Here is a 25,935-nt window from a genome sequence, read left to right as displayed (position 1 = left end):
CGGTATGACCAAATACCCTTCTTTCCAAGCTGGGAGAGGCTAAAGGATGTTTTTATTTATTTTATGAAAGAAAGAGTAAATATCTTTATTGCCTGTCTAAATGATAATAGTGATTCAGAAGGAAACAATACCGGATTGAAGAAGAAAAACAGTTGGTTTCAATAAACTTATTGCTTTCAGACAAAAAAGTAGAGAGGTGTTTATAAATTGTATAGAGGTCGAGATATGACTAAATTGTCAATGATTTCAAAAAAAGAATGGAAAGATGATGAACTTACTTACTTTCATCATTCACTTCAACAGATAACTCCCTATTTAAATGAAGAAGGTCGGAAAATTCATCGTCAAATTATAGAGGAAATCGAATCTAGAGGTGGACTTCCCTGTATTGATTCGAACTGCACACATGATAAGGATATTAAATCTAAAGGGTGAACTTAATACATTGAAGGATAGGGAAATCCCTAAATATAAGGTTCATCTTAAAATGGTAATATTTGTAACGTGTTAAGAGAGCCTTGTATATGATATAAAAATACAATCAATGTAAGTAATATTATCGGAAATATAAATAATTTTTGGGCTGGGTGTGAGTCTCCGGTTACTTGGTAGAGCATGGTCCAAAAGTCGTGAATAGCCCACGTAGAATCTGCAATAGACATCCCAACTTGAGTGAGTATGATTCCGGTAATCTGGTTGTTCGGGTCGGCGTAGATAGAGGTGCCACTTCGTCCGGCCCAGCCAAATTGGCCGATGTGCGCATAGTCACCGCGGTAAGTTCACACCGTCATCCCCATATCCCAGCCACCGTAACGCCCTTGTCCATTGGAAAAAGGAAGCTTAGGGGCTACCAATATAGCCTTTAAGTTTCTTTTCTATTCCGATAAAAACCATTACGGTAACTAACCTAATCCTGCTTACGATATACAACTAAAAAGGGAATTATTTAAGCTTATTTCTTATTTTAAGATCTTATCTAATCTTTCAGCCTAGGAAAGTTAGGCTATAGGGGAAAGACTAATTTTATCTACTATACATTTGGAGTTTAACAATCCACATCTTAGTTCCTTGAAAGCAGATAATTTAACTCAATTTATACGACCTTTACCCTGTATCTGTATGAGATTGTTTTTAATTAGCTGGTGAAGGATATATCTATTAGTTGAACAACCTATTTTATAGGGGGAGAGGAGGAGAAAATAGTGAAAGAAATTAAAGTAGCAGAAAATAGTGGTCAGGCAAATAAGTTGATTGAAGATCTTTTTACCACTGGTTTTAGTAAAAGTGAAGTTTACTTGTTGGCCTATAATAAAGAGCGTTCGGAATATTTAACAGATATAACAAATACGAAAGAATATCGAACTTCTGAACAAGGGATTTTTACGTCTACTGTTGATAAGTTATTTTCTCGTGAAGATGAACTCCGTTCTAAAATGACTTCGTTAGGGTTAACACAAGAAGAAACTGAACGATGTATAGGTGAAATGAAGCAAGAGCGTATAGTAATTATTGCAAAGAAGAGTATTTAATAGTTTGCGGATGCAATAAATGTTAAAGAAACTAAGTGATCGAGAAGAATGAACCTTATTGGTATGTTGCTGTCTATATATATGGTTTGCTCTATTATTAGAAAAGTATATAATTCTAAAAAAGCTATACAAACTCTCTTTACCTGTTAATTATAGAGAGTTTGTATAGCTTTTTTACTGATATTATTCGTTAGTAGTAAAATCATCTGTTTTTAATGCAAAAACTAGTATACGGCCCCAATTTAATTCTTTTAAATAGTGTTGAACTTCCTCATCTGATAATCCCAAAGAGTAAAGCTTAGAGTGTAGTTCATCTTTGTAAAGATGAACTGAATTTGCTATTGGATTGTTATCCCTTAATTCGGATACACCAATATCGTTTATATTCAACGCACTTGTCAATTCTTCAGTACGATCTTTTTCATGGGCTAATAAGTAGATATTATCTTTTCTGAATCCTAGACTTAAAAATTGTTCAATAGCCTCTTTTACTTCATAGCCGTCCTTTACCACTCTTATTTTCTTCATTAAAAAACCTCCTTAATCATAGGCTATTTAATGGAAGTTTATAATATGAATAACTTGCTACCTTCTTAGAACATCTTAACTACGCTTTAGATATTTTAGACTAAGGTATGAAGCCCATGAATATGTTTGTTGGCTCTAAAATAATACATATGATTATGATGAAAGCAATATCTGTCCAAGATACAACTGAAGTGTTTTACAATTGTATTAACATAGTCAATAATATGAACTGATAATTCATTGTTTCTTTTCATTATAATATTGCACAGGGAACATAGATCCTTCTGAGACCATTTTATTATCTTCAATGTCCAAAGGGTCTGGATGACCTGCTTTGTGTATGGGAAATGAGGCCAATTTTTTGGTCGATGATTCATATGAAATAACTTTTTTTACACTTCGAACAAACCCTTTTACCTTATCTAAGTTTGATTTATCCTTCAATAAATAAGTTGTAATCCCTACGCTTACTGTTGAAATAGCAAGACCAGAAATAAGTGTTTTTTGTCGCATTCTACTTACTCCTCCTTAGTTTTATTTTGAAACCATTTTCCCTATGTGATAACTTAATAAACCTGTATTTCCAGGTATCATTTGCAAGCTTGAAGGCTATCTATTAAATTTTAAAAGCAGATCGTTCAATTTAACTTGTAGATTATCTCGTAATTATATTTAATTCAAACTCAAATGTTTTTTCGCAAAAACCAATTAATCATGTATTTTTTCTTGTTTAAGGTCTCTTCTCCCATTTTATTTATCTTTATAATCGAATCGAAAATTCCATAAGCATAGGTTTGAGATCATCTTCGTTAGGATAAAAGTAAATAAACTATTTCACCTATAGGAGGAGATGTATATGGATTTATATGGTCGGAACAGGGAGGTATTAAAATGACAGAGTCAAGAAAGAAATCCCCCCATCCTCAAAAGATCAAAAGAAGGGATCATGCTGAGCAATATCCTACGGAGAATAAAACTCTATTTGATCAATTTAAAACTGAAGAGACAGTTGATCCAATACCAACTGAAGAGTTAAAGATAGAAAAGCAAGATGAAAGAAATAAGAAGAAAACTAAAAATGAATCCTCCACTGAAAATAAATATAAGAGAAATTAATATTAAATCAATAGCATGAAAAAGTAGATATTCTAATTGATTATTACACTAAGTTATTAAAAAGTACTTGAAAGGAGTGGTAAGAATGGGAAAAACAGAACTACAGCCGGTTTTTATTTATTTACATCCAGATGTATTAGCGCAAGGTGGTATTTATTTTATCGGACTAAATAAACGAGACAGGGAGCTTCCTCCGGCGAGTATTGAACATTTACGTTTAGATATGGCTAAACAATATTTCCCTTGGGATCCTGAGGCTCATCTTGTTGTAGAAGAAGGAAGATTCCAATGGAATGCTGTAAAAAAAGACTATATAGAAATCGTCGCCTAATAAAAATCTCGACATGGTAAAATGTCGAGATTTTTCATTTAGATAGATTATTGTAGATAATAGGGAGAAATATACGCTGGGCCCCATATAACATTTAGAAACAAAATTAAATAGCCCATCCATAAACAATTTCAGAGATCACAATAAATCAAATCATTCTTTATAATAGATGGGTGAACAACACTCCTACAATAAAGACAAGTTGGTTTAGTTTCAATGAGTCCTTCCATACTATGCGGGTTAACGTAATGTGCCTTCTAGGAAGTGTCAAAAACCCACTTCAGAGTCTCATCTTATTATGAAGTGGGTTTTAATTAATATATAGCGTAACTTTTAAATTTTAGTGTTAGCAGAGTAGAGGTCAACTACGTCAGGAACATTCTCATAAGCAGAATTAGCATACTCCTGAAGTTTTTTTAGAAAAAGTAAAATCTCTGTACCTTCCATTTTGGCATGAGTGAGATGAAAAATATTATCTTTCCCAATAATAAGCTCATCTTCTGATAAATATAAAGGCAACGTTCGGAATACATACCAGGGATAATAAAGAGAGACGAATGTTTCTCTAAAATAAATTCCATTTTCACCAATAATAATCCCATCTGTCTTCTTTAAAGGCCAAGTACATAAAAAAGCAACAATCTTTTTATTAGCTTGTAAATTAAAATACTTTATTATTTTCTTTTTCAAATCTGAAGGAATATGCTGATCTACTAACAGACCATTATTAGGCTCAAAAGCTTCTTCGTATTTCTCAAATAATGTGCTTATATTCATTAAGTCATTATACGTTACAGAAGAAGATACATTGTGCGGTTTTACAAGTAAAGCGTACGAATATTCGTTCAAGAAATCTCTTATACTTGTCAAAAGTTCTATAAATAATGAAACTGGATACGTATTTCCTCCACCTATTAAACATGCTTTTCTATTGTCCAAATGAACTTCGATATTATTTTGGACCGTAATCTGATTTGCTTTACCAAATTCAGTCCATTCAATATTGCCTAATTCACCACTTAGATTTTTCCATCTTAAACTCTTGTCCGTAAAACACACACCGACTTTTCCTGAGCCAAATATCGTACAGTCGGGAAAAGCAATCACTTCTTCCTCATTTGAAATATTAAACCTTTTATTTAACTTGGATAAAACAGAGAGAGGAATTTCCTCGATGAAAAATTTGTCTTGTTGATACCTTGAACATAAGTCGGTTAAATAATTGAATTTTACATTATGCATTTAAATAATCCCGCTCGTTTTTAATAAACACTTTCTATTTCTATTAAATCATATTTTTTATCTTTTATTCCATTTAAAAGCAAAAAGGATAAGGGAATTAAAATGCATAATGTATTCATCTATAGTTAACATAATCACTCTTTCCGGAACACATCACCAAAAAGAACCCTCTTGAGAGAAGGGTTCTGGATGAGTCCTTGTTTCTGCTTTATGCAGCTTTTTATACATCGTTGATATAACGCGTTTTTCTCTCCGGGTGTCCGGGTGATTGAAGATAAGATGAATAAAAAGTGCACGTTTTATACATATGCTTGTACGGTAAAATATAGTCTTTATGGAAGTAATATGTTATTATATTTTTGCACATGCATTTTAATAGTGAAAAGCCACTTGTCCTGCAAATACTGGGTGGCTTTTTATTTTGCTTACCTTTTGACTGGACAAATTATAACCTAATACTATATTTTAGATATGTACATGTATATTTCACTTTTATCAATTATTAAAAGCAGCTATGATCAACCACACATGTAAGAAAAAGACCTTAAAGTTTAAGGTCTTTTTCACTTTTAATAATTTGTTTATCTAATGGCTTTGAAAAGCCCGTACTTTTGTTTTTATAGTCCATATTAAGATAGAACTTATGAGCTATCTCTCTTTCTTCTCTATTCCCACTATTTAACATAATATAAGTTGCTTCTTGTCCTATTGCCCATTTTTCTGCCTCGTTCATTAATTTCTCGCCAATTCCTTTACGCCTATGGTCAGCGTCTACAATAAAAGCGACAATTCTTACATAGGAACTATCATACTCATAAAACAAGTTATAACATACCCCCACCATTCCAACTACCTTGTTATTCAGTTCAGCTACTAATGTATGATAAGTAGGTTGAGACTGGATATTGCTAAATCTCCTCTCTAGCTTTTCTAAAGAAGTTGGATAGCCAAGCTGATCCATTCAATGCACTAATTGAGGCATGTCTTCTGTTTGAAACTCCCTTACTCTCATAATCTTCTCCTTTAACTCCTTAGTCTTTGTCTGTAATGAATTCTATAGCCTTAATTAGAATCCTTTGAGACTGACCTATAGGATATAAAAGGTTAGTTACCATAATTCATGTTCTCGGTATTAAAAAGCGACTCCTTATAAAGAATCGCTTTTAAAAATGATTTCAGTATTAAAATACTGTTCTTGAAAGTGTAAAGCTTGTTAGATTTCTTCTAAAGAAAAGCTTTTATTAGATACAATAAGCTTATCTTCTATATCATTCTTTCTGTGTACTATGCCTATTACAATACCTTTATATTGATCTAAAGAATGAGCTTCTCCTAATATATAGGCATCAATCTCCTCGCCATCATTAGCCTTTGTTCCAGGGATGTAACCGTAATTCAAAGGATAAATATAATTATACGTTGGATGCTTTGACCCCAAAGGTCTGTCTACTTTTACAACTACCTCTTTACTAAGATAATTTTCTAACATAAAGGATCTCTCCCCTGAAAAATTATTATTTATAAGTTACCATAGCAGACATTGCTGGCACTAAGTCACCTTAAAGAATTTATTTTAAATCAAGCTTACATAAAAAGCGTTCTACTCCAGGATACTTTTCACCCAAGCTAGTTATGCGAAAACCAAAGTTAGCATAAAACAATACTGCATCTTTATCGGTCTCAGCCGAAATCGAATTTAGATTATGTTCCTTCCAGATAAATCTAATCATGCTACTTCCTATTCCACCTCCTCTTTCTTTTGGCAAAACAGCAATGTGTTTTATTACACCATCGCCAGAATTATGAATTTCAATTCCTATACAACTAATTATTTCTCCATTAATTCCATAACTATATAATTTTCGGTTTGGTGAACAAATGTGTTTATTATATTCTTCATCAACCTTTTCTTCTGAAGTCGCATAAGATAACAGCCTTTTTATTGCTGGATCATCAACCCTAATAGAATTAATTTCTCTCATCCCAATTCCTTTGCCCTTTTTAATATGTTGTCAACAAACTTCTTTTTTTCATTCGTATATGAAATAACATCATTCGGGTATTTATCTGCAAGTTCTTCCTTTATTTTTATATACGCTATCTTTGCATTAGGATCTGATCGTAAATAATCTCTAAAAGAAATTTGATCTATCCATAAATTCTGATTATAGATCATTACATGTAGAAAATGAGTGATTTTCTTTTCTTTGTACCTTGCAAAAACATGTTTAGCATCTATACTTACTGGCAATTCAACATACCCAAGTGCCTTTACTTTTTCTTTTAATTCTATAATTACGTCCAAAGAGCTAACACCAATTGCAATATCAATAATTGGTTTAGCAAAGAGGCCCTCAATAGACGTACTTCCCACATGTTCAATGGCGATAATAAGTTCCTTTATTCGAGAAGATAACACTTCCCTCTCTTCGTCAAATAACTTACTCCATTTATCATTATAAGTTTCAAGCTTTACTAAACCACGTTCGAGTCCTAACATTATAATTCCCCCTTAGTACCAGAAAGGTAAATTACCTAAACATTTCTACTTAAGACATATCTAGGCGGTGCACTATATCCTTGTTCGGACTCAAAGTATGCAAGTTCCCCTGGGATAAAGGAAATGATCGAAGACATACCAAGACCTACTACATGCTCCAGAGCAGATGATAATGGCACCTCTTTGCCATCTATATCTTCATCCCAAGAAATCACATAACACTGCTTAATAGGTCCATATCTCCTCAATAAGGTTTCTAAATCTTCTTTATTAAAGTTAGCTTTTGGGAGTTCAATTAGGTATTTCTTTCTTAGGATGGTGGTATAGTTATGACAAAGTCGGCTTAGAGAATCTAAACGCTTCTTTGGAGAAGCCAATTCATGTAGAACCCTTTCTTGTATTCGTTTTTCAAAGAAAGCCTTAACAATTAGCTGTTCTTGTGTTCTGTTCATTTATTTGCCCCCTTGTAGCCACAATTACATAAACTCTTATTTCTTCAGCTAAAAGAAAACTCCTATATTGCTAAGCAACTTTAGCTAAAAGGAAACTGCTTATAGGAACTTATTTACATATCGACTATAATTGTACTTAAAATACACTTTAGGAATTGAAGGAGAATATATAATGGATATTGAAGTAGGGTTCCTTTCCAAAAGCTACATAAGTGATATTCCCTCAGGCGGTGGTTTGTTTCCCTTTGGAATAGATGGGGATGCATCTTACATTGTAGAGTATGAAGGTCATGATGTAGATATAGAAACCTTTTTTAATAACTGGATGAAAGAGTTAAACAAGTTTCCTATATATACACTTTTTACATATATAAGCTATGATGCAGAAGAAATAGGTGATATATTTTCATCTGCTAATATTGAATATGTAAAACTAAAAGTAGACAGGGAGACTTTTATTAAGGCTAAAATTGAAGATTATAAACAATTTGAAGTCGTTATGCCTTTTTTATATAGCCAAGGAAGTATGAATTGCTTTGCTGCTTGGTCTCTTTCAGAAGATTTATTTAGCTTTGAAAAAAGAGATATGAAAACCTTATTTGGAAGAAGAAAAGTTCAAATGCCTATTATTACATTACGAAAAGATTGCACAATGTTTTGGATTTTTTACGATGGAGCATCTGTTATTTCGCTATCTAATGACAATCTATTTTCTTCAACTAATTCAATTATTAGCTCCTTCCCGGAGAATACTAAAGGGACTGAGGTTGAATATGAAGAGTGATCCTTATATTTTATAAGCTCTACAACTTTAGTTCACATAATGTGCGTTATTGATACAAGAAGAGGGAACACACTATGATGAGCGTTCCTTTTCTCTAATCTCAATTCTCTTTAAAATACTTGTCCATTCTTTGCTTTAAATCTTCATAATTTTCATCGGTGGCTCGTTCGAGACCATATGTAAGAACATCTTTTGCTTTCTTTTTCTCATTAGCCATTAGATAAAAATCACATACTCTTTCATAAAATACATCTTCCTCATTCAAAGCCATCTCAGCTGCTGTATTCCAATCTATAATCTGTTCATAATGAGGAATACCTATATTTATTACATTTTGAACAAATTTACTAAACTCTTTTTTATCTGACTTTTTATTGTAAAGTGTAAAATGTTCTTCATTACCTTCTAACCAATTAGGAATATTCCAATCTGCGCTGGCAACAACTACATTATTAGCTTTAGCTAACTGAGTACCCCAAGTTTGCTCATACCATTTCCCATATTCATTTGACGATACATCCCACATAGTCCAAAAAATGCATTCATCTTGGGAGCTATACGGACTAATACAAAAAGATAAACTTAAACTGAAATGCCCTGTCTTTCTAGAGAATTTAGGTGTGCTTTTGGCACATTTGAAGCCCAAAGGCTCTAAGAGAGGAAGGAGATCAGTTTTAATATAAAAATTAAGTAAGTCTTTTGGCTTCATAATTTCTCCTCGATTGGATGCTAAAGTTGATTGCCATTAGGTAGCAGCATGTAGCTAAAATATTCTTGAAAAACACCCGTTCCTTTGAGGCTGTTCTTAACAGTGGTAAAATGCTTTTCCACTGCGTTACTATAAGCCGGATTTCTGGATGGAGTTCGTCCGGAAAGGTAAATAAGTTCTATAAATGGATCTTCTTTGTTCAAATTGAAGGATTTATTAATCAGTGATTCACCGAACTCTTTCGTTTTATCGTAATCTTCTCCAAAGTATTCTGGAAACAACTCAATCATAAAACCAAAAACAGCATTAAAAAATGCATCTTCTTTAACACGAATGATTCCATAATGATAAAGTTCCTGTAGCAATTCTTCATAGTCATCATAATCACTTTCTTGTACTTTACTCGTGTTTTCTACGCCCCATTCTACAACTAAATACCAACACAAAAAGCTAAGTTTGACAAAAACCTTTAAGTCCTGGGAATTTTCTTTCCAATTATGATATAACTTATCCCTTGCTGCGTTCCAATCAGATTCTTTTTCCAACTGATCGGTATCTTTCAGTTCCCAGTTTTTCATAGATTACCTCCAATTTTCTTTTAGTCTCCTACTATAGATATTTTTTGGATTCCATGACTACTTAATATTTTTATTAATTCGCTCAATGCCGGATCATAATCTCCTGGGATAAATATTTTTATGTTCTCTAAATCCTTTATAAATTTATCAATTTCGTCTCGATCATATTCTACATTAGTCAAATAGTAATCTCTAATTTTTCTTAAATACAAATAACTTCTCCAGTTATTATTTGTGTGAAATAGAGCATCATGTAATGACTCCTCAATTTCTTTAAAATCAAGATACCGATCTTCTTTACCGTACATCTCAATATCAAGTCCCATGTGCTTCCCTCGCTTTCTAATTAATTTATCCAACTAAAGTAATTATATCGCTTTATAGATAAGTATCCTCTAATTAAATTTAATAAGGATAGCCATAATAAAAAGTTCGCAAAAGTATACTTTTACGAACTGTGGGTTTGTATGAAAAATTTATTATTCTCGACGTTCGTTCAAATTTAAAAACATTTTACGAACGTTCTTTAAAATTCACGTAGTTTTATGAACGTTCTTAGCAAAGTAATAGATTAAAAAGTCTACTTCCTATAATCAAATTTATGGAAACTAGAAAAATAAAAATTACAACCCTACTCATTTCTGAGTTAGGGTTGTAATTTTTATTTATACATGTAACTGCTGATTAACCAATCTCTTTACTTTCTCATAAGCTTTGACCTCACCTTGGTAAAAACATGCACTGTTCCAGTCTTCTCTTTTCTCCGCATCCTTTCTCCACGCATTAGATTGTTCCAGTAACTTATCAATGTATTCAATAAATTTCTTTCGTTCCATTTAATCACCTTCTTTTATCAAATTTGGAAATATTTTTAAGTTATTTTGATAAGTAATATTTCTAGAATTTAGTGAGAATACCTGTTGAAATTTGATATAATCTCCAGGACTTTTAGGAATAAAAGAAATGACCTCCAGTAATGAAAGTCATTTCTTTTATTTTATTACCTGTTTATGCTCATTTTAATGAGTTATTTTAATTCTTTTTGATTTTAAAAACATTACTTATGTTAATTTAAAGAAAAATAAAATAAGCTGCCAATACAGCTAGGCAGCCCTTTCTTAAATATCCCTAATTATTCTCTCTGCTATAAACCATAGAGGAGATATACTTATTTCTTTTGCTTGTTTGTTGATTTCTCATTATTCTTCCCTTTTTCAGAAGTCGTAATATCCGTCTCTTTGATTTGATTTTCTGGTTTCTGATTGTTTACTGAGGCTGTAACCTCTTCAATCTCTTTAATAACAGGAGAAGTTGTCACTTTAAGTTGAGCTTCTTGTTTCTTATTGGGTGAAAGTTTAACTTTTTCCTCTTTTGGAGCATCAGAGGCAATTGCGGCAGCAACTTCTTGGTAACTTTGGTCTACGTAATTATCCATGTTTTGATAGATTTCAGAGTCAGCAAGTTCAGGAATTGCGGGAAATTCTGACTGTTCAATTTTTGCTTCTTCCTTTAGAACAGTATTTTTCATCTCTTTAATCTCTTGAATTTTACGCTTACCAATGATGACTTCTTCCACAACTACAGGCCTCTTGGTTACTTCAATTCGCTCCTCCATAATAGGAATACGAATGATCTCGTTCTCTGTCAATGGGCTACCATCATACTGACAGTCTATGACCGGGCGACGTTCTACGTAGATTTCCTCACGCATAACTGGAACCTTGATAGTTCGTAGTTCTTCTACAATTCCCTTACGAAGTTGTATTTCCCCAGTCTGAACTCGCTCTTTCCTTACATTAAGTTGCTCTTCACGAAGTAGCACTGACCTATGCCCCTCTGTCTCGTATGGCGACTCCTTAACCGTAGTATATGAAGGAATTGTTTGAGTTTCATCCACATCAATTAGGATAAGGATTTTTCCTTCTTTTACATCCATTTCACACTGTTTTGCAGTAAAGTTTTGAATGCCCATTCTAATAAGTTTTGAAGTTAGGCCACCAGCTTGGGTAGTAGTAGCCATTCCACCTGTCATTATGGTAAGAAAGCTATCCATCATCACACCTGCCAACGAACTTACAGCTGGCGTTCCAGCTTCTATCATTACATGTGTTTCGGCTCCTAACTGTAGAGTTTTACTTCTATCCTTTGCTACTACCAATATATCTGTTTCACGATATCCCTGACTTTTTAACCCCTTAATTGCATGTATCGCTTCTTGCTCCGAATGAAAAGTCCCTGCAACTCGTTTTCTCGCTTCCATTTTCCCATCTCCTTAAATTTTAATTAAACGAAAACTTCTTTTCACATTTAATTCCATCCTTATTGTGTATATCATGTACCCAGTGGGTTTCTATTTAAAACTTAATACGGATGACTATGTAAATGACACCTAAATCATAAAATGTAGAAAGATGAAGTAGAGGCAATATCCATATTCGGGAAAACTTTAGAGTTTTTATTGAAAAAGAACATTCGTTCGTATATAATATGAAAAAGGAAAAACCTCATATTTTTCCTTAATTGAAACATATAGGATATTTAATACAAAGATAATTTACAATTAGTTTTCATGGAGGAGAAAAAGCGATGAATTCTACATACCATCATTTAAAAGATACAAAAAAAAAAGAAGAAGGGCAAAAAGAATTACTTGAGAGAAACCTAGAAGCTCATAGAAGTAGAAGATGGGTAACCAACTCCATTTACGCTATGTCCCTACTTGTAGTCGTACTTTGTTTCTATTTTCATGTACCAAAGGCTGCAATTATTACTCTAATCTTATTTTTGATATGTGCAACTAGCGAAATACTGTATAGAGCGTTAGATAAAAAGATAGAACTACGGTTAAAACGGATTAAACAGGAGAAAAGAAAGATCATATTTAAAGGAAATAAATCCTAACAGCTTTTCTACAAATTCCTTTCTGCTATACAGATTTGAAATTATTTTTCACATGGGAACGAGGAAGAAAGAGTTAGCTTCATTATAGAATGAAGTAAAAAAGCAGTCCTTTAACTATTAAAAGACTGCTTTCTTACTATATAGAAGAGAAAGAGTAGCAAAAAATCATCCTTGATAAAGTTTACGACTATGTTGAATTTCCGGATAAAGTTAGTGGCCGTTGCGATAACTGCAACTCAGCTTACTTCAAAATTTCTGTAAAGGATGGCGTATTCTTACGTGAATGTCGAGAATGCGGGATGAAGAAGAGTATTTAAGCATAGATGATATGGAAAAAGGAGGGGTAAATACCTTCTCTTTTTTGGTTAGACTGTGTTTTAACCCTTTTTCTAATTTGTCCTGTTATAACTTTTCTCTTAGCATAGAAATTTCATCAATTAAATCCTTTATTAATCGTCCCAATCCTGCTAATTGCTCATCTTTGCGATCATAATCATCAATTTTCATAGATAATTCTAAAATACGACAGGTCTCTTCAACTGTCAGACCATGATCTCTTGCAAGAGTTTTTACTGTATCAAGAAATTTAACAGCATCATTATCAAAATAATGTTTTCGGGGTATTTGATTGAATAATGTTCCCATTTTCTCTCTCCTTAAAAGTTTAATATTAGTAAATTGTACAAATGAATCAGTGACAGATTTGTAGGTAGTACAGGCTGAGAGATTATATTTATTGCAAAGACTTATTTTTAAAACTTGAGGCATTCGATTTACAATATTGTTGCTACCAATCTGCACGGATTTATGTAATAACCCCCTAGAAGTATGGAAATTATATATTAGCAACATTGAGAATTAGACTGTATTACTTTATAAACTGTTAATCGGAAATAGACACTCCGCAACATCATTTTTCGGTGAATTAACAATTGTAGATACAGGGTATGATTTCATCTTTTGAGCAGGAAAAGGAATTAGCAGAGATTTAAGATACTCTATATCATTCATCTTAGAGTCCATCCATACATCATATGCATTTTCTTCAAGAATTACAGGCATTCTATTATGAACTTCTTGCGTGATTTCATTTGGGATTGTGGTTATAATTGTACACAAATAAAGGGGATCACCATTTTTATCCCATTCATCCCAAAGTCCAGCAAATGCGAATGGCCGGTCATCTTCCATAGCAAATCGAAAGAGCTGCTTGTTTTTCCCTTCTTTTTTCCATTCATAAAATCCATCGCATATAACTAAACATCTCTTGCGTTTAAAAGGTGTCTTAAAACTTGGCTTTTGATCAATACCTTCAGCTCGTACATGTATCATTTTATATCCAATTTTACTATCCTTAGACCAAAAAGGTGCTAGTTCCCATTTCATCGCTATTCCAATTCTTTTTCCTCCATTAGATCCTATTGTTAGAATTTGTTGGGAAGGAGCCACATTAAACTTTGGATTAATTGTTACTTCGTGGTTAAATTCAAAGTTAAATTGGTCTTGAAGCGTATATATATCTGTTGCTAAAGAAAATCTTCCACACATATTCTCACCTTCTTTTTTTTATTTAATGTTTTTTTAACTCTCTTTAGAACTTAAGGTATACAATTTACAATGCTGCTACCACTGATGCGCATTACTTTATATCCGCGTTTCCTCAAAAAAGCACCTTTCTTTCAATTATATGATTTTTTCCCTATTAAAGAATGATACCGTTTTCCACCGCATTCAATCGTAAGCCTATCTACGGCAAGGCTGAGTCTTTATGAATCAAATTTTGTTTATGCTCGGACAGAATAGCCATTTATAACTAATTACTGACACGAAGGTCTTTCAAAAGTTAGTTGGGCTGTGATATGTCAAATATTCTGCTTTCTATCCAACAACAAGAAGACTACCTTCCATTGGTAGTCTTCCTGCTACTATAATTCCTTTACCTTATATGCAAAAGGTCACTTACTGCGTCCTTTAGTTTTCCATAGGTTCTTATTTTACTGAAGTCTATACCCAATTGAACGGCTGTTAAAGCGATCTCTGGACGGATACCTGTGATCGTTGTATCGATTCCTAGCAATTCTAACATGGTTACCACTTGAAACAATTCATTCGTCATCATTGTATCAATGGAAGGTACGCCTGATAAATCAATTATTAGGCAAGACAATTCAAGGTCTTTTGCCTGCACCATAATTTTTTCTACAAAGTTATTGCTCTTATAGTCATCAATCTGACCAATTATGGGAAGGACACCAACTGTATCTGAAATACTGATAACTGGTGTACTAAGTTCCGAAATTAGCATTTTTTGAGCATATATTTGCGCCTCTGCTACTTGCCCATAATACATGGTAAAAAGTTCAATCATCCGATCAAATGCTTCGTTTAAAGTTCTATTCCATAAAAGAATATCTCTTTGCGTAATACTAGACTGATGGAGATCTACAAATACTTCAACCCTTTTAAGAAAAATGAAACGGAATTTTTTAAAATGCTGGATACTTTGATACAGAGGATTCCCTAAGCGAGCTCGTTTGGTTGCAATCTCTTGGGCCCAACCACTAAGATTTTTAAAAGATCCATCCTTTAGGACCTTCACTATCGTACGGGTAAAATAGTGATTTTGTTCTCGAAGGTATTCAGTTACCTCTGAAGAAGCATCAGCTGTATAAACAGAATTCTCTTCTATCTCTCGAGAATCTAACCACTCTTGAGCCATTTCATTCACATGTTGTAATAAAAAATCATGTAATTCTTGAGTCATTTTATCCATAGTGTTTTCCCCTTTGGTGATAGATAACTTTATCTTTCCCTTTTATTGAGTATAGAAAACTTAACTACTATTCAAAATATTGATACTCACTTTAAGATATGGTGCATTCATCCAATAAAGCGTTTCTGGGGTACCTCTTTATTTTTATCGATGAATTATTTGAGTTAAAAAATAAAATGAGGTTAAGTAAGCTACTTAATATTGGCTTTGATTCTAAAAAAAAGCTACTCATCTGAGTAGCTTTTCTAAAAACACATACTTAAGAGAATATAAGGAATTGGGGTTCCTATTATCTTAGTCTGCTCAAAAACGTGAATTTTCTTCCTCTTCTCCTATTTATTGAACGTTTCGTTATTACTTGATGTCAAAGGACTCTCTTGATTTTTAATATTTACTTCTTCCTTCTTTAAAGTTTCCGATATCTTTTCATTTTTCTCTTTTCGTCGTTTACCTACAACTACTTCTTCTGTTACGACCGGCTTTTTTGATACAGTCACTTTTTCTTCTTCTAGAGGGATACGAACCGCCTCTTCATCTTCTCTAATCTGCTTATTGGTTCTTTTATCAGATACAGGACGACGTTCTATATATACTTCATCATGCTCGACAGGGATATTAACTGTTTCTTCTTTTTGAAGAACGTCTTTATCAACTTGAACTTCTCCTGTTTGGACTCGTTCTTTATCTACATGTAATTGTTCTTCTTTTAGCTCAATATGTTCTTCTGCATTTTTAGGAACATTTCTTTCATGCTCACGATGTTCTCCGTATAATGATTTATCATAAACAGAGTCACCTTTCGCAAAGGCAGAATTCTCTCTATTTCCTAAGAAAGAATTTGTTTTTGTCTCTCTATTAGCTCTTACTAACAATAATACTTTTCCTTTTTGCAGATCATCTGCATAAGGTCCTGCTTCTGTAAGAGGGACACCTAAGTTAATTAAACGCTTTTCTACTTTTGCTTTATCTTTATGAGTCTCTTGATGATGATTTGGTGAAAACATATGTTTAATTTTATCCATAATTGACTCATCATGATGAGTTTGTTCTGTGGTTTCAATCTTCTTTACGTCAATTCCTTCTTTGCTCTCTACTTCCAAATATTCCTCTTTATCGATATCTTTGCTGGTTACCAGAGAAAGATCCTTCTCCTGAAATCCTTGTGTTTTTAAGTTTTGAATAGCTGTGATAATAGCTTCTTCATTATCATACGTACCTATTACATTTTTTGTCATGAGTAGTTCCTCCTCCTAATATAGAAAATGGTTTATATAAATGGATTCATTTATGCTATTTGTAATACCCCAGGTTCTTTTTCTAAAACATTCAAAAAATTAGCCAATCATTGTTTAAATGGAAGTGAGCTGGGAATATAACTCACAAGTCAAAAAAATCATAAGGAGGAAACAAACATGGAAAAGAATAAGGAAAATGAAAAAATGAGTAGAGAAGAAGCTGGACGAAAAGGTGGAGAAACTACATCTAAAAATCATGATAAGGAGTTTTTCCAGGAGATTGGAGAAAAGGGTGGAAAGGCTACATCTAAGAACCAAAGCAAAGAGTTTTTTCGAGAAATTGGTGAAAAAGGCGGAAAAGCTAGCAATAAAAATTCTAACAATTAAAATCTCTACAAAATAGCTTAGCTAGGTACTGATTTATACGCATAGGGTCTTCAAAAAATACGATGACATGGAGGAATTGAGACATGACAAAAAAATTAGCTATGCATGAGACGCTAGAAGTCCATGAAATCTTAACGCTTAAAACATCATGTGTAACGAAAGGTACAGCGATGTTGGAGCTGGTAGAGGATGAAAAATTAAAAAAGCTTCTTGAAGAAGACGTGGAAACGTCTACTAAGGCAATTGATGAATTACAAAAAATTTTAAAGAAAGCTCAATAACAGGAGGGGTCGAGGAATGGCTACTAAAAGTACGCTTAACAAAACATTAGATGATCTTGCTATCGCAACAGATTTATTATTATCAGCGAAAAATGGTGTACGAACGTATGCGGTAGCGCTTACAGAAACGGCAACACCAGAAGTGCGCAAAGTATTAAAAAAACAATTAGATGAAGCGATCGATCTTCATGAAAAAATCGCTCAATACATGATTGATAATGAAATGTATCATGCCTACGATGTTGAAGAACAAGTAAATCACGATTTGAAAAAGGCAGATAAAGCATTAGATTTAGCAAAAGGTTAAATGGTAGGTAGGTTTGGAACGTCTCTTTACAAGAGAGTTCGAGCCGAATCATAAGGGTAAAAGCAAAAAAGCTATCCACTATATAAAGTGGATAGCTTTTTTGCTAATGAATATGTCTCATTATTATTGTTGAGGAAGATGTAAGGCTGTATCAGTTGCTTGCAAGTCTATCTTTAGCTGTTCTTGCATATTTTGAGGGTGATAGTACCCTTTGACACCATATAATCCGTAATCTCTTGATGTGTATACAGAAAATAAGCCACCTAGGGATATCGAAAGTAGGTGGCTTATACTGTAAACTTAATATGGAGTACGCTTTTAAAAGTTAATTTCTGTAAAAAAGAGAGCTGCCAGATATACCTGGGTTCGTCATTTCATAGGGATTTAAAATTAATTCCAGCTCCTCCTCAGTCAATACGTCATATTGCAAACATAGTTCTCGTACCGACTTTCCATTTAAAATAGCCTCTCTAGCAATTCGAGCCGCTACTTCATATCCGATATGTGGATTTACGGCTGTAATAATCCCTACACTTTTTTCTACATACTCTTTTAAACGTCCCTCGTTTGCTTCAATGCCTCTTAGACAATGTTCTGTGAAGACGTGAAATGCGTTATTCATAATACTGATTGACTGAAGCAAGTTAAACACAAGAACAGGTTCCATCACATTTAGTTCAAGTTGACCTGCTTCCGATGCCAGGCAAATTGTATGATCATTACCTATAACTTGAAAAGCTACTTGATTAATCATTTCAGGCATGACAGGATTGACCTTTCCAGGCATAATAGATGAACCAGGTTGACGAGCTGGTAATATAAGTTCAGCTAATCCTGCACGAGGACCAGATGCCATTAATCGGATATCATTCGCAATTTTAGACATATTAATCATGCAAACTTTTAAGCTAGCAGAGACTTCTGTATAAGCATCTGTATTTTGAGTCGCGTCTACAAGATGGTCGGCACCTCGTAATGGTAACTCACTAATATGAGCTAGATGTCTCACAACACATTCAATATAACGAGGGTCTGCATTTAAACCTGTTCCTACGGCTGTGGCTCCCATGTTGACTTCATATAAGTGTTCACATGATTGTTTAATACGTTTCATATCACGCTCTAAAACACGACTATAAGCTTCAAACTCTTGACCAAGTCTGATTGGAACAGCATCTTGTAAATGAGTACGTCCCATTTTTATGATGTGGTCAAATTGTTGGGCTTTTTCTTGAAATACGGATTGCATCTCACTCATCGTTTTTAAGAGCTTTTCTAATAAGTTGAGCGTTGCTATATGAATCGCTGTTGGGAATACATCATTTGTAGATTGCGACATATTCACATGACTATTTGGACTTAATTCCGAATAGGATCCTTTTGGATGGCCAAGCAATTCTAAAGCGCGATTTGCAATAACCTCATTTGTATTCATATTTATTGAAGTACCGGCACCACCCTGTATTGGATCAACAATGAAATAATCATCTTTTTTCCCTTCAATAACTTCATCTGCTGCTTTAACAATTACACTTCCTAACCCTTCATATAAGCGTTTAACATCCATATTAGCAAGAGCAGCAGCCTTTTTAACGATTCCTAATGCTTTAATAAGCTCTGGGTGAATTTGATATTCTGTTATTGGGAAGTTTTCAACTGCACGTAAAGTTTGAATCCCATAATAAGCATAAGTAGGAACTTCTTTTGTTCCTAGGAAATCTTTTTCGATTCTTACATTTTGTTTTTCTGGTATTTCTATATTTGTCATAACATTGATCTCCTTCTTTACATAAAAAGAAATTTTTTATGCTACGTCCGATTTTCTAATAGAATCTGTATAATGCTTTGCTTTTTCTTTGTCGAATCCGCCTTCCCACTTAGACATCACAATAGCAGCTAATGCGTTACCTACTACGTTGACAGATGTACGAAGCATATCTAAAATGCGATCAATACCAGCGATAAATGCCATACCTTCTAGAGGTAATCCCATTGAGCCCAGTGTTGTTAATACAACAACAAATGATGCTCCTGCAACTCCTGCCATTCCCTTGGAAGTCAACATCAACACAAGTAAGAGTGTAATTTGTTCTATGAAAGATAAATGAATGCCATACATTTGTGCAATGAAAAGGGCAGCAATGGCTTGATAAATGGATGACCCATCAAGGTTAAAGGTATATCCTGTCGGAATAACAAATGATGTGACAGCTTTCGGACAACCAAAGTTCTCCATTTTAGTCATTAACCTTGGCAATACTGCTTCAGAGCTTGCGGTTGTAAACGCTAAAATCAACTCATCTTTTAAGATTTTTATAAGGACTAAAACATTGGTTCCAGCCATTTTTGCAATAATACCCAATACTACAAAAACAAAGAAAATCATGGTCAGATATATAACGAGTACTAACTTTCCTAAAGGAATTAATGAACCAATTCCAAACTTCGCGACATTCAAACCAATTAAAGCAAATACGCCAAATGGAGCGAATTTCATAACTAAGTTTGTCATCCAAAACATAGATTCTAGTACGCCTTCAAAAAAGTTTAAAACTGGTTTGCCTTTTTCTCCAATTGCTGCAACTCCTAAACCAAATAAGACTGAGAAAAAGATAATCGCTAATAAATTCCCTTCAGTCAACGATTGGAATATATTAGTTGGGATAATATGAACGATTTGAGCTGCTACACCTGTACTCTCAGTTGTTTTAGATGTTTCTTCATATTTAGATATATCACCTTTCTCAAGGTTCCCCATATCTATACCACTACCTGGATGGAATAAATTTGCGGCTAATAAGCCCACTGCTAATGCAATTGTAGTAACAATTTCAAAATAAAGAATGGTTTTTCCACCTAGTCTTCCTAACTTTTTAATGTCACCTACACCAGCTATAGATACGATGAGTGCGGATACAACGATAGGAATAACAATCATTTTAATTAGGTGAAGAAAAATATCCCCTAAAGGTTGAAGAATGGCCATCACTGTATTATTTCCATAAAAAATAGCGCCTATAGCAATCCCGAACGCAAGTCCAATAAATATTTGTGTAGCTAATCCCAATTTCTTCATAGTTGTAACCCCTTTCAATTTGCGGTTCATTAAAACACTTAAAGAGAGCCTATGCTTAGGCTAGCGTCTATAAAAAAGACAATAATCAAAAATAAGTCCGATGTGTGAATAATCTTTAAAATAAATGGTAATCATATGATTTGAAATTAACTCCCCCCTTCAGTAAAGCGTTTTCGAAATCTTCATTGTAAAATACACTTTTTCGGCTCACCTTATATACCTGAGCATACAGTATCGTTTATAAAGAGATTTTCTATTATCCTTTTAACCTTTTTGAAATCCTGTTTGTTGTCTAACATCCATATAAATTTAGTAACAGTCACTTCTAGGTTTATATGAATGTTAGACAATAATATTCTAATCTATTATTCCCTCATTTCAGATAAAGAAATATCCTCTTCTTTATCTAGTGTCTAGAGATAAGATAGCAATAACACTAGATATCTCTAGACCTTGTTAAAATAATTAAATCTCTTAAAGTGTTTTTCTTCGAATGAAATGATATCGCTTTCAAAAAATCTCAATCGTAGTGACTACATATATCTTCTCTGAAAGCTAAAGAAATTTAGGATTTATTCCATGTGTAACTGAATTAACGAAACTACGGCATTAAGTTGGGGTATCTCGTTTAATCTCTTCATACTGTAATCTTATTATAATAAACATGCGTTTCTTGTATATAGGTAATGACTGGAATCAAAAAAAATGATAATAACGAAAAGTATATTTTAAATTTCATGTTCTCTTTTTGCGTACTTCAGTTACATTATATTTATATACGACGGATAAATCAAGAAAATTATTATTCATTTCGCGTACATTTTATTTAGACAGGTCTCATAGAAGTGAATGATATTTTAATAACGAAGAACTGTTATTGAAATATTAACCTTTCGTAGCGTGAAAGAGTCTATGCCTTTAAGAAATACTATAAGCAAGGTCATTGCATAACAGAGACAGGATTCATTCAGTTTGTTGATTCTCTTGAGGATTTATTTATTTTTATTGATGACGTATTTGAATTAAAGAATAAAATGAGATTAAGCGAGCTAATCGATGTTCGCTTAGCTTAGTTCCTCAAGAAATCGTATGCAGTAATCACTTATTTGGGTAGAGATACATTCATGTACAATTTTAGAGTCTACACGTTACGTGACGGTTCAAAGGGAATCATTTAAACAGGAACTCCAAAGAGCAGGTATCCCAGAAACGTAAATTTTTCAGGTGCAACTAGTGGAAGAAATAAAAGAGCAAGAAATCGATTTTGATAAAGTGTATGACTATGCTGAATTTCCAGATAAGGTTAGTGGCGGATGCGATAACTGCAACTCAGCTTATTTCAAAAGCTCCGTAAAAAGTGGCGTTTTCTTACGTGAATGTAGAGAATGTGGCATGAAGAAGAGTATATAAAATGTAAATATATAATAACCAGGCCCTTCAGAATTTAAAGAGGCCTTTCGTTTATGTTCAATAAGGTTGAGTAATAGATACTTCAGTTTAAGTGAGGAAGCTAATTCCCAACCTATAAAAAAAGCGCAGATTCTAGGGCCGTTTACGCCTGACCTACTGCAGTAAAGAAGCATATCTGCACTTTATTTTTAAATATTTTCCATAATAATAAGCGACCCTATACACCGTAAACAAAGTTACTAAGGTCGCTTATACTATATTTTGATTTATTATTTTTTTGTCTGTTTCTTTATAATAAAATATCTGTAATTTCATTAATCTTCTGACAGAATTTCGCTATCATTATTAATTTGATCGAATAAATAAGTAAGATAAGAATCTAGTTCAAATTGATTACCTTCAACAAAATCATATAGCATAGAATTATTTTCTTCTCTCATTTTTAGTCACTCCAATTTGGGTTTTTTTAATTTTTATACATGATGACTATGATTCTTTTTTTGACCCATTTTTCTTAAAAAAAAGCTTACAATTAATACTAAAATGATTGAGCCAATAATTGCTGGGATGATTGCAAAACCGCCAATGACTGGCCCCCAACTTCCTAAGATAAGGCCGCCTAACCAAGAACCAATAAAGCCAGCGATAATATTACCAATAATACCTCCAGGAACGTCGCGTCCTGTAATTAAACCGGCGAGCCACCCAATAATTCCACCTACAATTAGCATCCATAGAATCTCCATTAATATTTCCCTCCTTCTAAATTGTTTAGTTAACTTTACCCCTCACTAGAACTCATTAATCTTGTTATTTTTTTCCTGATTAGAGCTTTTCTCGTATATAAAAGGACACCCTCTCATTTCTCGACTGTTTCATGAAAAAGATAAACGATTAAGACAGCCCTCAGCATATAAAAAAACCAGCACCTCCTATATAACCATCTACCCCTTACCTACTGCAGTAAGAGCTCCTTGTTATTTTTTGAGTAGACAGGTAAGTTTACTGCAGTAGCTGCATCATAGTATCTAAAGAATTACGAATTGATTACTAATCAGTATCTATTTCAGTATCGTTGCCGCGTTAATATACGTTGTGGATGTACAGTTTTAATTAGCTACTTTTCCTTTGTTAATCCGGATTACACGTTATCTTTCCATATCTCAATGCATCATAGATAGCTCGCCCATCACTTAAACTCGTTTCTGAATATTCAAAGGGTAAGAGCGAGAAAACAATATAATAAATAGAGAAATAAACAAATTGGTAAGAGAAGAGATTCTTTGAGAGAACACCCCACATAATTAAACCATACACAAGAAGTATAGACGCTAAATTAGCTATGGTACCTCCAGCATAAACACAAGCATGAGTAAACCGATTATCATACTTTAATTTTTCGTAAATACAAAAGGAGTGCAAAAAATAAATAGATTTTATTTTAATTTTTTTCCACCTAAAAATCGTTCTCCCTTGTCCAATGGTAAAATCGGCCCTTCCACCTAAAATAATAGCCATAAGTGAGTGCCCCAGCTGGTGAATAACAGACACAAGTGGAATGACAATTAAAAAAGAAAATAATAATTTCGGCATATCACTCCATCCAAACATACCTGTCTCCCCTTCATGCTAAAATAGTCTTACATTTGATATTCCACATTTTCGTCTATCAAAACCGGTATTCTTATGAGGGCTATATAAGAGAACGGTGCGTTTCTATGTTTTGTTTTTATGGTTTCTATTAGGTTAACTAAATAATTAAACCCGACCTTCTTTACAATAAAAAGAGCTACCTCCAAATAGAAAAAGGTAGCTTGCTCTACTCAAGAAAAAAATTACATACGTTAATCTGGTTTAAAAAATTTAAGTATTTTAACATGATAAAACACTTAAATAAAACGCTTTCATTTTTGTTCTATTCACTTATTTCCTTTGTTACAATGAAATTATAAGGATTAGAGTAGAAGGGTAGAAGGGTAGATGGGAGATATGAGTACAAATCTATTGATAATTTTAGGGGTTATATTTCTGACAACAGTAGCTATCACTATTTTAATTAAGATTCCGGAGGAAGATTAAACGATACTATAAAATAAAAAGCACCTCGTTCTATTGGCATTGGAGAGTGAGGTGACTTTTTTTGAGTTTGAGTTATACTTTGCAAAAGTATAAGAAAGGTTAGGTCTACTAGTAATTATAACATATTAATTGAAAGATTGTCATACAAATTTTATTGTAGAAGAGCACCTCTGTACTCAAAAAACAGGAGTGCTCTTTAGCATGATTATAAGTATTTTTATCTTTTTGAATTCTTAGATTAACCATCTTTTTCCTTTGAAAACTTTTTATCCTATAGAAGAATAATAGTTCTTACAATATAATGTTTTCCTCATTATGTATATCCGATATATGACTTCGTTGTCCTGGTTTCACAAATATCATAGATACCATTCCAATTATTACGGCAATGGCAGCAGCAGTAAACATAGCATTATATCCATGTGTGGCAACAAGGCTTCCTGTTAGCGTAGGCGCAATAATAGTAGCCAGGTTTGCAATAAAATGAGTTACCCCCCCAAAAGTTCCTGCTTTATTGGGCTCTGTATCAAGAACAACTGTCCAATAGATCGAATTGGGTAGGTAATTAAAGGCATTACCTATACACATTAATAAAAGCACTGAGGCCGCGCTTCCAACCGTTGGGATTAGCATAAAACAAATAGCTGTAAAAAATAAGCAGACTACTGTGAACCAGGATCTAGCTATACGCAAATTTCCTGTTTTCTCACGTAATTTATCCGAAATTTTCCCTCCTACTAATCCTGTGACAATAGCACCTACCCATGGAATCATACCTATATACGAAAGAGATGCTAAAGAATAATTAAATTCATCTTGCAGATATTTTGGAGTCCAAGTTAGTAATAGGATATTGACATACAAAAATGCAAAGTACCCAATAGCGTTCATTACTAATGTAGGGTTTTTAAAAAAATAATACCAGGGAACATTTTGGGGATTTGTATTATCTAATTGTAATTCACCTTTTATTAAATTATCTGTGCTTCGAATTTTTTGAAGTTCAATTTTTGAAACTCTCGGATGATCTTCAGGTAAATTTGTAAATATTTTTCTCCATATTAATACCCAAATAAAACCTAATAAGCCAAGAATAATAAATGTTATCTTCCAATTAGTGAATGTGAGAAGACCCACTACAATAGGTGCCGTGACCAATGCTCCAATTGGAGTTCCAACTAAGCCAAGTGCTACAGAAAAACCTTTTTCTTTTGGAGACACCCAATTTGCCATCGTTCGGTTCATTGTAGATAAAGTAGGCCCTTCAGCCAGACCAAATAAAACACGAAATACCGCAAAACCTGCTAATGCAGAACCCCCAAAAAACGCTGCACCTATGTGACCAGCAAATATAGTGCCAATTTCAAATATTGACCATGTAGTTCCAGCAAGAATCCACATAAACTTAGGACCTTTCTTATCCGCTAATGCTCCTCCAAATAGTGCTCCGAAAATATAGCCATAGCCAAAATAACCCAAGATTGCTCCCCAGCTTACTGGATTTAAGTTGAATTCTTGAATAATTTCAGCCTGAGCGTATGAAAGTGCTCCTCTATCTATGTAATTTATGATGGTTATAATGACAATCATAAAAATAATAAAGTAGCGATAATTATTTTTCACTAATTATTTTCCTCCTCCCTCATATGATCACTCTTCTTACTGAGATAGAAAGTTTTATAACAAATGTCTAGAAATTTGGCACTTTCAAAAGAAT

The 25,935-nt window shown here is 33.4% G+C and carries 32 protein-coding genes and 2 pseudogenes; 10 read left to right on the top strand and 24 right to left on the bottom strand.

Annotated features, from left to right (window positions below; translation table 11 throughout):
* Nucleotides 1-207 precede the first annotated feature (207 nt).
* Nucleotides 208-435: a hypothetical protein gene (locus POF52_RS29745; protein WP_016763744.1), complete on the top strand. Its 228-nt coding sequence runs from the start codon at nucleotides 208-210 to the stop codon at nucleotides 433-435.
* 158 nt (nucleotides 436-593) lie between these two features.
* Here POF52_RS29745 and POF52_RS29740 read toward each other — a convergent pair.
* A pseudogene (locus tag POF52_RS29740) lies at nucleotides 594-830 on the bottom strand (serine hydrolase); the annotation flags it as partial.
* A gap of 372 nt (nucleotides 831-1,202) precedes the next feature.
* Here POF52_RS29740 and POF52_RS29735 point away from each other — a divergent pair.
* The gene (locus POF52_RS29735) at nucleotides 1,203-1,529 is read left to right on the top strand and encodes a general stress protein (RefSeq protein ID WP_176586305.1); all 327 of its coding nucleotides are present in this window, start codon (nucleotides 1,203-1,205) and stop codon (nucleotides 1,527-1,529) included.
* 183 nt (nucleotides 1,530-1,712) lie between these two features.
* On the opposite strand, the gene POF52_RS29730 is transcribed toward POF52_RS29735, so the two are convergent.
* Nucleotides 1,713-2,057 (bottom strand): general stress protein, encoded by a 345-nt coding sequence (locus tag POF52_RS29730; RefSeq protein WP_271997668.1) that lies wholly within the window; start codon nucleotides 2,055-2,057, stop codon nucleotides 1,713-1,715.
* 237 nt (nucleotides 2,058-2,294) lie between these two features.
* The gene (locus POF52_RS29725; RefSeq protein ID WP_016763742.1) at nucleotides 2,295-2,570 is read right to left on the bottom strand and encodes a hypothetical protein; all 276 of its coding nucleotides are present in this window, start codon (nucleotides 2,568-2,570) and stop codon (nucleotides 2,295-2,297) included.
* A gap of 378 nt (nucleotides 2,571-2,948) precedes the next feature.
* On the opposite strand from POF52_RS29725, the gene POF52_RS29720 reads away from it, so the two are divergent.
* Together POF52_RS29720 and POF52_RS29715 are read left to right on the top strand one after the other, a co-directional pair.
* Nucleotides 2,949-3,173 (top strand): hypothetical protein, encoded by a 225-nt coding sequence (locus POF52_RS29720; RefSeq protein ID WP_271997666.1) that lies wholly within the window; start codon nucleotides 2,949-2,951, stop codon nucleotides 3,171-3,173.
* A gap of 85 nt (nucleotides 3,174-3,258) precedes the next feature.
* Nucleotides 3,259-3,504, top strand: coding sequence for a hypothetical protein (locus POF52_RS29715; RefSeq protein WP_271997665.1), 246 nt, complete (start codon nucleotides 3,259-3,261; stop codon nucleotides 3,502-3,504).
* 333 nt (nucleotides 3,505-3,837) lie between these two features.
* Here POF52_RS29715 and POF52_RS29710 read toward each other — a convergent pair whose 3' ends face one another.
* The 6 genes from POF52_RS29710 to POF52_RS29685 form a co-directional block, all read right to left on the bottom strand.
* Nucleotides 3,838-4,746, bottom strand: coding sequence for a hypothetical protein (locus POF52_RS29710; RefSeq protein ID WP_271997663.1), 909 nt, complete (start codon nucleotides 4,744-4,746; stop codon nucleotides 3,838-3,840).
* 544 nt (nucleotides 4,747-5,290) lie between these two features.
* Nucleotides 5,291-5,707 carry a GNAT family N-acetyltransferase gene (locus POF52_RS29705; protein ID WP_271997660.1) on the bottom strand — a complete coding sequence of 139 codons (417 nt, stop codon included), beginning with the start codon at nucleotides 5,705-5,707 and terminating at the stop codon, nucleotides 5,291-5,293.
* Between the two features lie 252 nt (nucleotides 5,708-5,959).
* On the bottom strand, nucleotides 5,960-6,235 hold the full coding sequence (locus POF52_RS29700) for an inorganic diphosphatase (RefSeq protein WP_271997658.1): 276 nt from the start codon (nucleotides 6,233-6,235) through the stop codon (nucleotides 5,960-5,962).
* 79 nt (nucleotides 6,236-6,314) lie between these two features.
* The gene (locus POF52_RS29695) at nucleotides 6,315-6,728 is read right to left on the bottom strand and encodes a GNAT family N-acetyltransferase (protein WP_271997656.1); all 414 of its coding nucleotides are present in this window, start codon (nucleotides 6,726-6,728) and stop codon (nucleotides 6,315-6,317) included.
* The gene (locus POF52_RS29690) at nucleotides 6,725-7,246 is read right to left on the bottom strand and encodes a GrpB family protein (RefSeq protein WP_271997654.1); all 522 of its coding nucleotides are present in this window, start codon (nucleotides 7,244-7,246) and stop codon (nucleotides 6,725-6,727) included. Before POF52_RS29690 ends, POF52_RS29695 begins: the two co-directional genes overlap by 4 nt.
* A 35-nt stretch (nucleotides 7,247-7,281) precedes the next feature.
* On the bottom strand, nucleotides 7,282-7,698 hold the full coding sequence (locus tag POF52_RS29685) for a hypothetical protein (protein WP_271997652.1): 417 nt from the start codon (nucleotides 7,696-7,698) through the stop codon (nucleotides 7,282-7,284).
* Between the two features lie 172 nt (nucleotides 7,699-7,870).
* Between POF52_RS29685 and POF52_RS29680 the strand changes: the two genes are divergently transcribed.
* A complete protein-coding gene (locus POF52_RS29680; RefSeq protein WP_271997651.1) occupies nucleotides 7,871-8,482 on the top strand; it encodes a hypothetical protein in 612 nt (203 codons plus the stop codon).
* 100 nt (nucleotides 8,483-8,582) lie between these two features.
* On the opposite strand, the gene POF52_RS29675 is transcribed toward POF52_RS29680, so the two are convergent.
* The 5 genes from POF52_RS29675 to POF52_RS29655 form a co-directional block, all read right to left on the bottom strand.
* Nucleotides 8,583-9,191: a hypothetical protein gene (locus tag POF52_RS29675; RefSeq protein WP_271997649.1), complete on the bottom strand. Its 609-nt coding sequence runs from the start codon at nucleotides 9,189-9,191 to the stop codon at nucleotides 8,583-8,585.
* 20 nt (nucleotides 9,192-9,211) lie between these two features.
* Nucleotides 9,212-9,769 (bottom strand): hypothetical protein, encoded by a 558-nt coding sequence (locus POF52_RS29670; RefSeq protein ID WP_271997647.1) that lies wholly within the window; start codon nucleotides 9,767-9,769, stop codon nucleotides 9,212-9,214.
* 20 nt (nucleotides 9,770-9,789) lie between these two features.
* On the bottom strand, nucleotides 9,790-10,095 hold the full coding sequence (locus POF52_RS29665) for a hypothetical protein (protein WP_271997645.1): 306 nt from the start codon (nucleotides 10,093-10,095) through the stop codon (nucleotides 9,790-9,792).
* A 339-nt stretch (nucleotides 10,096-10,434) separates the two neighbouring features.
* Nucleotides 10,435-10,605: a hypothetical protein gene (locus POF52_RS29660; protein WP_271997643.1), complete on the bottom strand. Its 171-nt coding sequence runs from the start codon at nucleotides 10,603-10,605 to the stop codon at nucleotides 10,435-10,437.
* A gap of 332 nt (nucleotides 10,606-10,937) precedes the next feature.
* A complete protein-coding gene (locus POF52_RS29655) occupies nucleotides 10,938-12,029 on the bottom strand; it encodes a YsnF/AvaK domain-containing protein (protein ID WP_271997642.1) in 1,092 nt (363 codons plus the stop codon).
* Nucleotides 12,030-12,355: 326 nt separating this feature from the next.
* Here POF52_RS29655 and POF52_RS29650 point away from each other — a divergent pair, with 326 nt between their 5' ends.
* Nucleotides 12,356-12,670 (top strand): hypothetical protein, encoded by a 315-nt coding sequence (locus POF52_RS29650; protein WP_176586301.1) that lies wholly within the window; start codon nucleotides 12,356-12,358, stop codon nucleotides 12,668-12,670.
* A 402-nt stretch (nucleotides 12,671-13,072) separates the two neighbouring features.
* Here POF52_RS29650 and POF52_RS29645 read toward each other — a convergent pair whose 3' ends face one another.
* The 4 genes from POF52_RS29645 to POF52_RS29630 form a co-directional block, all read right to left on the bottom strand.
* Nucleotides 13,073-13,315 carry a hypothetical protein gene (locus POF52_RS29645; protein ID WP_016763737.1) on the bottom strand — a complete coding sequence of 81 codons (243 nt, stop codon included), beginning with the start codon at nucleotides 13,313-13,315 and terminating at the stop codon, nucleotides 13,073-13,075.
* A 228-nt stretch (nucleotides 13,316-13,543) separates the two neighbouring features.
* Entirely contained in the window at nucleotides 13,544-14,218 is a 675-nt protein-coding gene (locus tag POF52_RS29640) for an SOS response-associated peptidase (protein WP_271997638.1), read from the bottom strand.
* Between the two features lie 388 nt (nucleotides 14,219-14,606).
* Complete coding sequence (locus POF52_RS29635; protein ID WP_074898040.1) at nucleotides 14,607-15,443, bottom strand: STAS domain-containing protein; 837 nt, start codon at nucleotides 15,441-15,443, stop codon at nucleotides 14,607-14,609.
* A 332-nt stretch (nucleotides 15,444-15,775) separates the two neighbouring features.
* Nucleotides 15,776-16,678: a YsnF/AvaK domain-containing protein gene (locus POF52_RS29630; RefSeq protein ID WP_271997634.1), complete on the bottom strand. Its 903-nt coding sequence runs from the start codon at nucleotides 16,676-16,678 to the stop codon at nucleotides 15,776-15,778.
* A gap of 177 nt (nucleotides 16,679-16,855) precedes the next feature.
* Here POF52_RS29630 and POF52_RS29625 point away from each other — a divergent pair.
* The 3 genes and pseudogenes from POF52_RS29625 to POF52_RS29615 all read left to right on the top strand — a co-directional run.
* Nucleotides 16,856-17,053, top strand: a pseudogene (locus tag POF52_RS29625) (KGG domain-containing protein); the annotation flags it as partial.
* Between the two features lie 95 nt (nucleotides 17,054-17,148).
* Complete coding sequence (locus POF52_RS29620; RefSeq protein ID WP_176586297.1) at nucleotides 17,149-17,346, top strand: spore coat protein; 198 nt, start codon at nucleotides 17,149-17,151, stop codon at nucleotides 17,344-17,346.
* Nucleotides 17,347-17,362: 16 nt separating this feature from the next.
* Nucleotides 17,363-17,653, top strand: a complete 291-nt coding sequence (locus tag POF52_RS29615) for a spore coat protein (RefSeq protein ID WP_047933685.1) — start codon at nucleotides 17,363-17,365, stop codon at nucleotides 17,651-17,653.
* Between the two features lie 325 nt (nucleotides 17,654-17,978).
* Here POF52_RS29615 and aspA read toward each other — a convergent pair whose 3' ends face one another.
* The gene (gene aspA / locus POF52_RS29610) at nucleotides 17,979-19,421 is read right to left on the bottom strand and encodes an aspartate ammonia-lyase (RefSeq protein WP_271997628.1); all 1,443 of its coding nucleotides are present in this window, start codon (nucleotides 19,419-19,421) and stop codon (nucleotides 17,979-17,981) included.
* Nucleotides 19,422-19,457: 36 nt separating this feature from the next.
* Complete coding sequence (locus POF52_RS29605; protein ID WP_029714754.1) at nucleotides 19,458-20,729, bottom strand: cation:dicarboxylate symporter family transporter; 1,272 nt, start codon at nucleotides 20,727-20,729, stop codon at nucleotides 19,458-19,460.
* A 1,233-nt stretch (nucleotides 20,730-21,962) separates the two neighbouring features.
* Between POF52_RS29605 and POF52_RS29600 the strand changes: the two genes are divergently transcribed.
* Nucleotides 21,963-22,139, top strand: a complete 177-nt coding sequence (locus POF52_RS29600) for a hypothetical protein (RefSeq protein WP_271997622.1) — start codon at nucleotides 21,963-21,965, stop codon at nucleotides 22,137-22,139.
* A gap of 314 nt (nucleotides 22,140-22,453) precedes the next feature.
* On the opposite strand, the gene POF52_RS29595 is transcribed toward POF52_RS29600, so the two are convergent.
* From POF52_RS29595 to POF52_RS29580, 4 genes are all read right to left on the bottom strand, one after another.
* Entirely contained in the window at nucleotides 22,454-22,579 is a 126-nt protein-coding gene (locus POF52_RS29595) for a hypothetical protein (RefSeq protein ID WP_255219823.1), read from the bottom strand.
* A 33-nt stretch (nucleotides 22,580-22,612) separates the two neighbouring features.
* Nucleotides 22,613-22,885 (bottom strand): GlsB/YeaQ/YmgE family stress response membrane protein, encoded by a 273-nt coding sequence (locus tag POF52_RS29590; protein ID WP_176586294.1) that lies wholly within the window; start codon nucleotides 22,883-22,885, stop codon nucleotides 22,613-22,615.
* Between the two features lie 385 nt (nucleotides 22,886-23,270).
* Entirely contained in the window at nucleotides 23,271-23,750 is a 480-nt protein-coding gene (locus tag POF52_RS29585; RefSeq protein ID WP_271997618.1) for a hypothetical protein, read from the bottom strand.
* 759 nt (nucleotides 23,751-24,509) lie between these two features.
* On the bottom strand, nucleotides 24,510-25,808 hold the full coding sequence (locus POF52_RS29580; protein WP_271997671.1) for an MFS transporter: 1,299 nt from the start codon (nucleotides 25,806-25,808) through the stop codon (nucleotides 24,510-24,512).
* Nucleotides 25,809-25,935: the final 127 nt, after the last annotated feature.

It is taken from the genome of Priestia sp. AB (assembly GCF_028369225.1).
GTDB lineage: Bacteria > Bacillota > Bacilli > Bacillales > Bacillaceae_H > Priestia > Priestia megaterium.
The sequence above is the reverse complement of the archived record's forward strand: the minus strand, read 5'-3'. Positions and strand labels throughout refer to the sequence as shown.

Coding starts and splice junctions, on each gene's coding strand:
- POF52_RS29730 (WP_271997668.1), bottom strand. CDS start 2,057: ATGAAGAAAATAAGAGTGGTAAAGGACGGCTATGAAGTAAAAGAGGCT.
- POF52_RS29725 (WP_016763742.1), bottom strand. CDS start 2,570: ATGCGACAAAAAACACTTATTTCTGGTCTTGCTATTTCAACAGTAAGC.
- POF52_RS29720 (WP_271997666.1), top strand. CDS start 2,949: ATGACAGAGTCAAGAAAGAAATCCCCCCATCCTCAAAAGATCAAAAGA.
- POF52_RS29715 (WP_271997665.1), top strand. CDS start 3,259: ATGGGAAAAACAGAACTACAGCCGGTTTTTATTTATTTACATCCAGAT.
- POF52_RS29710 (WP_271997663.1), bottom strand. CDS start 4,746: ATGCATAATGTAAAATTCAATTATTTAACCGACTTATGTTCAAGGTAT.
- POF52_RS29705 (WP_271997660.1), bottom strand. CDS start 5,707: ATGGATCAGCTTGGCTATCCAACTTCTTTAGAAAAGCTAGAGAGGAGA.
- POF52_RS29700 (WP_271997658.1), bottom strand. CDS start 6,235: ATGTTAGAAAATTATCTTAGTAAAGAGGTAGTTGTAAAAGTAGACAGA.
- POF52_RS29695 (WP_271997656.1), bottom strand. CDS start 6,728: ATGAGAGAAATTAATTCTATTAGGGTTGATGATCCAGCAATAAAAAGG.
- POF52_RS29690 (WP_271997654.1), bottom strand. CDS start 7,246: ATGTTAGGACTCGAACGTGGTTTAGTAAAGCTTGAAACTTATAATGAT.
- POF52_RS29685 (WP_271997652.1), bottom strand. CDS start 7,698: ATGAACAGAACACAAGAACAGCTAATTGTTAAGGCTTTCTTTGAAAAA.
- POF52_RS29680 (WP_271997651.1), top strand. CDS start 7,871: ATGGATATTGAAGTAGGGTTCCTTTCCAAAAGCTACATAAGTGATATT.
- POF52_RS29675 (WP_271997649.1), bottom strand. CDS start 9,191: ATGAAGCCAAAAGACTTACTTAATTTTTATATTAAAACTGATCTCCTT.
- POF52_RS29670 (WP_271997647.1), bottom strand. CDS start 9,769: ATGAAAAACTGGGAACTGAAAGATACCGATCAGTTGGAAAAAGAATCT.
- POF52_RS29665 (WP_271997645.1), bottom strand. CDS start 10,095: ATGGGACTTGATATTGAGATGTACGGTAAAGAAGATCGGTATCTTGAT.
- POF52_RS29660 (WP_271997643.1), bottom strand. CDS start 10,605: ATGGAACGAAAGAAATTTATTGAATACATTGATAAGTTACTGGAACAA.
- POF52_RS29655 (WP_271997642.1), bottom strand. CDS start 12,029: ATGGAAGCGAGAAAACGAGTTGCAGGGACTTTTCATTCGGAGCAAGAA.
- POF52_RS29650 (WP_176586301.1), top strand. CDS start 12,356: ATGAATTCTACATACCATCATTTAAAAGATACAAAAAAAAAAGAAGAA.
- POF52_RS29645 (WP_016763737.1), bottom strand. CDS start 13,315: ATGGGAACATTATTCAATCAAATACCCCGAAAACATTATTTTGATAAT.
- POF52_RS29640 (WP_271997638.1), bottom strand. CDS start 14,218: ATGTGTGGAAGATTTTCTTTAGCAACAGATATATATACGCTTCAAGAC.
- POF52_RS29635 (WP_074898040.1), bottom strand. CDS start 15,443: ATGGATAAAATGACTCAAGAATTACATGATTTTTTATTACAACATGTG.
- POF52_RS29630 (WP_271997634.1), bottom strand. CDS start 16,678: ATGACAAAAAATGTAATAGGTACGTATGATAATGAAGAAGCTATTATC.
- POF52_RS29620 (WP_176586297.1), top strand. CDS start 17,149: ATGACAAAAAAATTAGCTATGCATGAGACGCTAGAAGTCCATGAAATC.
- POF52_RS29615 (WP_047933685.1), top strand. CDS start 17,363: ATGGCTACTAAAAGTACGCTTAACAAAACATTAGATGATCTTGCTATC.
- aspA (WP_271997628.1), bottom strand. CDS start 19,421: ATGACAAATATAGAAATACCAGAAAAACAAAATGTAAGAATCGAAAAA.
- POF52_RS29605 (WP_029714754.1), bottom strand. CDS start 20,729: ATGAAGAAATTGGGATTAGCTACACAAATATTTATTGGACTTGCGTTC.
- POF52_RS29595 (WP_255219823.1), bottom strand. CDS start 22,579: ATGAGAGAAGAAAATAATTCTATGCTATATGATTTTGTTGAAGGTAAT.
- POF52_RS29590 (WP_176586294.1), bottom strand. CDS start 22,885: ATGGAGATTCTATGGATGCTAATTGTAGGTGGAATTATTGGGTGGCTC.
- POF52_RS29585 (WP_271997618.1), bottom strand. CDS start 23,750: ATGTTTGGATGGAGTGATATGCCGAAATTATTATTTTCTTTTTTAATT.
- POF52_RS29580 (WP_271997671.1), bottom strand. CDS start 25,808: ATGATTGTCATTATAACCATCATAAATTACATAGATAGAGGAGCACTT.